We start from the raw sequence: 6,254 nt of genomic DNA on the forward strand, positions 1-6,254 counted from the left end.
GTCAGCCCTTGAGGCCCTGGGTGGAGACGCCTTCAACAATGTACCGCTGGAATACCAGGAAGAAGATCAGCACCGGCAGCAGGGCCAGGACGGACATCGCGATCATGGCGCCGTAGTCCGAGCTCTGCGTCTGGTCCACGAAGAGCCGCAGTGCCAGCGGCAGCGGGTACTTTTCCGGGGTGTTCAGGTACAGCAGCGGGCCCAGGAAGTCGTTCCAGCTCCAGATGAAGGAGAAGATCGAGGTGGAGATCAGGGCCGGCTTCATGAGCGGCAGCATGATGGACGTGAAGATCCGGACGTGGCCGGCGCCGTCGATCCTGGCGGCCTCGTCCAGCTCACCGGGAAGGTTGCGCATGAACTGGACCATCAGGAAGACGAAGAACGCGTCGGCGGCGAGGAACTTGCCGATCAGCAGCGGTACGTAGGTGTCCACCAGGCCAAGCTGCTGGAACACGATGTACTGCGGGATGATCACCACGTGGAACGGCAGGAGCAGCGTTGCGATCATCATGCCGAAGAAGATGCTTCGGCCCGGGAACTTGATCCGTGCGAAGGCGTAGGCCGAGACGCTGGCTGAGAAGATGGTTCCCACCACCGCACCCAGCGCCAGGACCAGCGAGTTGGTGAAGAACTGCAGCGTGGACACGCCGCCGATGCCCTCCATCGCCGTGACGAAGTTGTCAAAGCTGAAGTTGTTGGACCACAGCGACGTGTTGGCGCCGCCGATCTCCGCGTTCGGTTTGAACGCCGAGGCGATCATCCACAGGCCCGGGTACAGGACCACTGCCGTCAGCGCGAGGGCCACGACGTGGAAGATGGTGCTCTTGGCGCGCTTGGCCCCTGCCGACTCGGACTTGGGGTTGTAGTTCAGCACCTGTGCGTCCGGGGAGGACTGCGTGGGGGTTGCCATGGTTGTCATTTTGCATCACCGCTGTAGTGGACCCAGGACTTGGACGTGCGGAAGATGATCAGGGTCAGGATGCCCACAACGATCAGGAGCAGCCAGGCCATTGCCGAGGCGTAGCCCATCCGGAAGTCGCTGAAGCCGCGCAGGTACAGGTAGAGGGTGTAGAAGAGGGTTGAGCCGGCCGGGCCGCCTTCACCGTTGGAAATGATGTACGCCGAGTTGAAGATCTGGAACGCGTGGATGGTTTCCATCAGCAGGTTGAAGAAGATCACCGGGGAGAGCATGGGCCAGGTGATGTTGAAGAACTTCCGCACCGGGCCGGCACCGTCCATGGACGCTGCCTCGTAGAGATCCGCCGGGATCTGCTTCAGGCCGGCCAGGAAGATCACCATCGGGGCGCCGAACTGCCAGACCGTCAGGAGGATGAACATCGGCATGGTCATGCTGGGGTTGCCTACCCAGCCGCCGAGGTTGATGCCGAAGAAGGAGAGGCCCTGGTCCACGGGGCCGGAATCGCCGAACATGGCTTTCCAGACGATGGCGATGGACACGGACGCGCCGATCAGGGACGGGGCGTAGAACGCTGACCGGTAGAAGCCCTGGCCGCGGCGCTTGCTGTTCAGCAGCATGGCCACTGCCAGTGCGGCGGCGAGCTTGAGCGGGGTACCGAACACAACGTAGCTGACGGTGACGCCCACGGACTGCAGGAACCGTTCGTCCTGGAAGAGGGAGGTGTAGTTGTCCAGGCCGATCCACTTGGGCGGATCGAACAGGTTGTAGTTGGTGAAGGACAGGTACAGCGAGGAGATCATCGGCCCAACGGTGAGGGCGATGAATCCCAGCAGCCAGGGCAGCAGGAAGGTGTAGCCGGCGCGGGCATCCACCCCCTGCTGCCGCGACTTGCGCGGCAGCGGGGCGGTGGACTGCGTCGAACGCCTGCTCAGAGTTGGGCTTTGAGTCACGAGTTCATTCCGTCAGTTGTGAAGCCTGGATCAGACAATGTGCCTGATCAGGCATTCTGCTTGATGAGGTCTTCGGCTTCCTTGAACCATGCGTCAGCAGCACCGTCGACGGTGAGCTTGCCGAAGTTCAGGTCCGAGGCGACGCGCTTGAAGGAAGTTTCCAGCGTGCCGAAGCCGACGATGGGCGGCTCGGGGGCGTCCTTGAGGTACTGCTCGATGGACTTTTCGTAGTCCACAACCAGCTTGTCGGTGCCTTCGAAGGTGGTGCCGTCGCGCTGGGTCTTGGACGCCGGAACGCCGCGGGAGGTCTTGAAGATCTGGCCTACCTCGGGATCGTTGACCATGAAGTCGATGAACCGGGCTGCCGCGTCCTTGAACTTGGTCTTGGCGCTGGCCACCATCAGCATGGACGGCTTGAGGAACAGGCCCAGGTTGTCCGGGTCGTCGGAGGGGACCGGAACCAGCTTGAGCTCCTTGGCGCCGCTGTCCGCCAGGTAGCCGGCCATGAAGTTGTCCCAGGTGACCTCGGTGGCGGTGACGTTGGAACCGAACGGAGACTTGGGCGCCAGCTGCGTGACGCGCTCTTCGGAAACGATAGCCGGGGTGCCGCGAAGGCCGGCAGGGAGGTTCCACCACTTCTTCAGGTCGTCCTTGGTGAAGCCGAGCTTGCCGTCCTCGGTGAAGGCTTCGATGTTGTTCTGGCGGAGCCAGATGTTGAACATCCACCAGACGCCGGTGTAGTCGGTGGAGCCGAACAGGGCGCCGGAGCTCTTGGTGCCCACCTCGGTGAGGAACTCGTTGAACTCCTTGTAGGTCCACTTGCCGGAAGGCTCAGCGATGCCGAGCCCGGCCAGCTTGGCGGGGTCGTAGTAGACGGCGAACGCGTTGGTGCTGGTGGGAATGCCGTAGGTCTTGCCCTTGATCTGGCCCGACGGCAGGAGGGACTTTTCAAAGGCGTCCGTGTTGATGTTGACGGTGCTGAGGTCCAGGAGCTGGTTGCGCTGGCCGTAGTCGCGCAGGTAGGACAGGTCCCACTGCATGACGTCCGGCAGGCCGCCGCCGGCGGCCTCGGTGGCACGCTTCTGCCAGTAGCCCGCGAAGTCGGTGAAGTTGCCGTTGACCTTGATGTCCGGGTTCTTGGACTCGAACAGGGCAATGGCCTTGCGGGTGCGCTCGGCGCGGTCGTCGTTGCCCCACCAGGTGTAGTTGATGGTGACGGGGTTCTCCGCGGAACCGGTCTGTCCTGCGGTGCTGGACCCGGTGCCGCACGCGGCCAGTGCGGCGGCAGATGCGGTACCGACGGCAACGGTAGTGAGGAAATGCCTTCTATTGATCACGGGAGCCTCCTTGCTCGATGTGTGCAATCCCTGATCTCATCTACAACGAGAGTAGTGAGCTGGCTTACACGGCTTCTGAAACGATACAATATCCGCATTCCCCGATTTGGGCAAGCGTTTTCCAAAGATCCAATTTCCCACCCAGGTTTCGCCCTTCCAGCAACAAAGGAGTCCCATGACCATGCAGGAAACCACAGGCCCGGCGAGCGTTTGGAACAACGTCGAAGGCATCGCCTTCGGCGGAGACTACAACCCCGAGCAGTGGCCCGTCAGCGTCCGGCTTGAGGATCTGGAGCTGATGAAGGAGGCCGGCGTGAACTTCCTCAGCGTCGGAATCTTCTCCTGGGCGCTGCTGGAACCGGCGGAAGGGCAGTACGACTTCGGCTGGCTGGACGAAGTACTGGACAACCTTGCCGGCATCGGCGTCAAGGTGGCCCTGGCCACCGCCACCGCCGCCCCGCCGGCCTGGCTGGTACGCAAGCACCCGGAAATCCTCCCCGTCACGGCTGACGGAACGGTGCTGGGACCGGGCTCGCGGCGGCACTACACGCCGTCGTCGGCCGTCTACCGCCGGTACGCGAAGGGCATCACGCGGGTTCTCGCGGAGCGCTACAAGGACCACCCCGCACTGGCACTCTGGCACGTTGACAACGAGCTGGGCTGCCATGTCTCGGAGTTCTACGGTGAGGAGGACACCGTCGCGTTCCGGGCCTGGCTGGAGCGGCGCTACGGCACCATCGATGCGCTCAATGCGGCCTGGGGAACAGCCTTCTGGAGCCAGAACTATGGTTCATTCGAGGAAATCCTGCCTCCCGGAGTTGCTCCCAGCACACTGAACCCGGGCCAGCAGCTGGACTTCCAGCGGTTCAACTCCTGGGCCCTGATGGACTACTACCGCGACCTCGTCTCCGTACTCCGCGAAGTAACGCCCGGAGTTCCCTGCACCACCAACCTGATGGCGTCCAGCGCCACCAAGTCCATGGACTACTTTGACTGGGCCAAGGACCTGGATGTCATCGCGAACGACCACTACCTCGTCGCCGCCGACCCCGAACGGCACGTGGAACTCGCGTTCAGCGCGGATCTCACGCGGGGAATTGCGGGCGGTGACCCGTGGATCCTGATGGAACATTCGACGTCGGCCGTTAACTGGCAGCCCCGCAACCAGCCAAAGATGCCCGGCGAGATGCTCCGCAACTCCCTGGCGCACGTGGCGCGAGGCGCCGATGCCGTGATGTTCTTCCAGTGGCGCCAGAGCTTCGCGGGCTCCGAAAAGTTCCACTCGGCCATGGTCCCGCACGGCGGGCGCGAAACGCGCGTGTGGCGCGAAGTGGTGGACCTCGGGGCTGCCCTCAAGCGGCTGGAGCCGGTCCGCGGTTCACGGGTGGAATCCCGGGCGGCCATCGTCTTTGACTACGAGGCATGGTGGGCCAGCGAGATCGATTCGAAGCCCAGCATCGACGTCCGGTACCTGGACCTGCTGCGGGCCTTCCACCGCTCGCTGTACCTGCGCGGTGTTTCCGTTGACGTGGTGCACCCGTCGGCGTCGCTGGAGGGGTACGACCTGGTCCTTGTCTGCACGCTGTACTCCGTGACCGATGACACGGCGGCCAAGATCGCGGCTGCCGCTTCCGCCGGGGCCACCGTCCTGGTGAGCTACTTCAGCGGGATCGTGGACGAGAAGGACCACGTCCGGCTGGGCGGCTACCCGGGAGCGTTCCGGGAACTGCTGGGCGTGCGGGTGGAGGAATTCCACCCCCTGCTGGCCGGCTCGCAGCTGAAGCTGAGTGACGGCACCGTTTCCGCCGTCTGGAGCGAACACGTCCACCTTGCCGGTGCGGAAGCGGTCCAAACGTTCACCGGGTACCCGCTGGAAGGCGTGCCGTCCCTGACCCGCCGCGCCGTGGGCAGTGGAGCCGCGTGGTATCTCGCCACGTTCCCGGACCCCGACGGCATTGAGGCCCTCGTGGACCGGCTGCTGGCTGAATCCGGTGTTGCTCCGGCGGCGGTTGCGGATTCCGGCGTGGAGGTGGTTCGCCGGCGTTCGGCTGACGGGGGCAGCTTCCTGTTCGCCATCAACCACACCCGCTCTGACGCTTCGGTGGAGGCTGTGGGAACGGACCTGCTCACCGGCGGGGCGTTCGGTGGGATTGTTGCGGCCGGGAGCGTGGCGGTGATCGCCGAGGACTGACTTCCCTTCTTGGGTGCCGCTTCAGCGCGGCGCCTCGTGGCGGACGGCATGGGGTCTCGCTCCCGCTCACATAGGCGTACGACGGCGGCGCCTCCTTGGGCGCCGCCTCGGGGCTTAGGGGGTGCGGCCCCTTGCCGCGCCCCAGGCCGGTTCACTGTTCCGGCTTTGTGCGCTACCCCCCCCCCCCGCGTTTTCCACATAGGAATTTTGAGCAGCAGGTTTTGTCGGACCCTGCTGGAAGACTTTGTTTATGGAAGCGGTTGGGGCGTTGGCAGGGGTAAGCGGGGCGGGGAGCCGTGCTGTCCCGTCGGTCGCTGATGTCAGGGTTGCCTTGGATGCCGTTCCTTTGTGTGCTGATGGTGCGGGCATGATTGATCAGCTGCGGGAGCTTGAGGATTTGAAGTCGGCTGCGGCTGCGAAGCAGGCCGATATTGCTGCTGCCTTTGACCTGTTCCAGCGCCGGGTGCAAGCTGCGGCCGGGGTTCCTGCAGATGAACTCGGTGCCGGCGTTGGTCCGCAGATCGCGTTGGCGCGGCGGGAGTCCCCGGCCCGCGGAGGGAGGCTGCTGGGCCTGGGCAAAGCCCTGGTCACCGAAATGCCGCGAACGTTCGCCGCCCTGCGGAACGGTCAGCTGAATGAATGGCGCACCACGCTGGTCGTGCGGGAAACAGCCTGCCTGTCGGCCGAGGACCGGCAGGCGGTGGACGAGAGCTCGCCGCGGACACCGGCACCCTTGACGGGTTCGGGGACCGCGCCATTGTTTCCGCTGTCCGTGCCGCGGCGTACCGGCGGGACCCGAAGTCCGTGGCGCGGCGGGCCAGCCGTGCCGTGACCGAACGCAATGTGAGTCTTCGCCC

Annotated in this window: 4 protein-coding genes and 1 pseudogene; 2 read left to right on the plus strand and 3 right to left on the minus strand. The window is 64.5% G+C overall.

The features are described 5' to 3' along the window. Window position 1: 1 nt before the first annotated feature. Genes DXK94_RS09755 through DXK94_RS09765 form a run of 3 tightly spaced genes read right to left on the minus strand, consistent with a single transcriptional unit; the run spans window position 2 to window position 3,206 of the window. The gene (locus DXK94_RS09755; protein WP_115524812.1) at window positions 2-919 is read right to left on the minus strand and encodes a carbohydrate ABC transporter permease; all 918 of its coding nucleotides are present in this window, start codon (window positions 917-919) and stop codon (window positions 2-4) included. Continuing rightward, window positions 916-1,869, minus strand: a complete 954-nt coding sequence (locus DXK94_RS09760) for a carbohydrate ABC transporter permease (protein ID WP_115524813.1) — start codon at window positions 1,867-1,869, stop codon at window positions 916-918. The genes DXK94_RS09755 and DXK94_RS09760 overlap by 4 nt, the downstream gene beginning before the upstream one ends. 47 nt (window positions 1,870-1,916) lie before the next feature. After that, window positions 1,917-3,206 (minus strand): ABC transporter substrate-binding protein, encoded by a 1,290-nt coding sequence (locus DXK94_RS09765; RefSeq protein ID WP_115524814.1) that lies wholly within the window; start codon window positions 3,204-3,206, stop codon window positions 1,917-1,919. Window positions 3,207-3,381: 175 nt separating this feature from the next. Between DXK94_RS09765 and DXK94_RS09770 the strand changes: the two genes are divergently transcribed. Then, the gene (locus tag DXK94_RS09770; protein WP_115524815.1) at window positions 3,382-5,397 is read left to right on the plus strand and encodes a beta-galactosidase; all 2,016 of its coding nucleotides are present in this window, start codon (window positions 3,382-3,384) and stop codon (window positions 5,395-5,397) included. A 250-nt stretch (window positions 5,398-5,647) separates the two neighbouring features. After that, a pseudogene (locus DXK94_RS21640) lies at window positions 5,648-6,254 on the plus strand (HNH endonuclease); the annotation flags it as partial.

Source organism: Arthrobacter sp. RT-1 (genome assembly GCF_003367205.1).
In the GTDB taxonomy this organism is placed as follows: Bacteria; Actinomycetota; Actinomycetes; order Actinomycetales; family Micrococcaceae; genus Arthrobacter.

Bases quoted from the DNA above. Each gene is read 5' to 3' on its own strand.
- DXK94_RS09770 (WP_115524815.1), top strand. From the start codon at position 3,382: ATGACCATGCAGGAAACCACAGGCCCGGCGAGCGTTTGGAACAACGTC.
- DXK94_RS09755 (WP_115524812.1), bottom strand. From the start codon at position 919: ATGACAACCATGGCAACCCCCACGCAGTCCTCCCCGGACGCACAGGTG.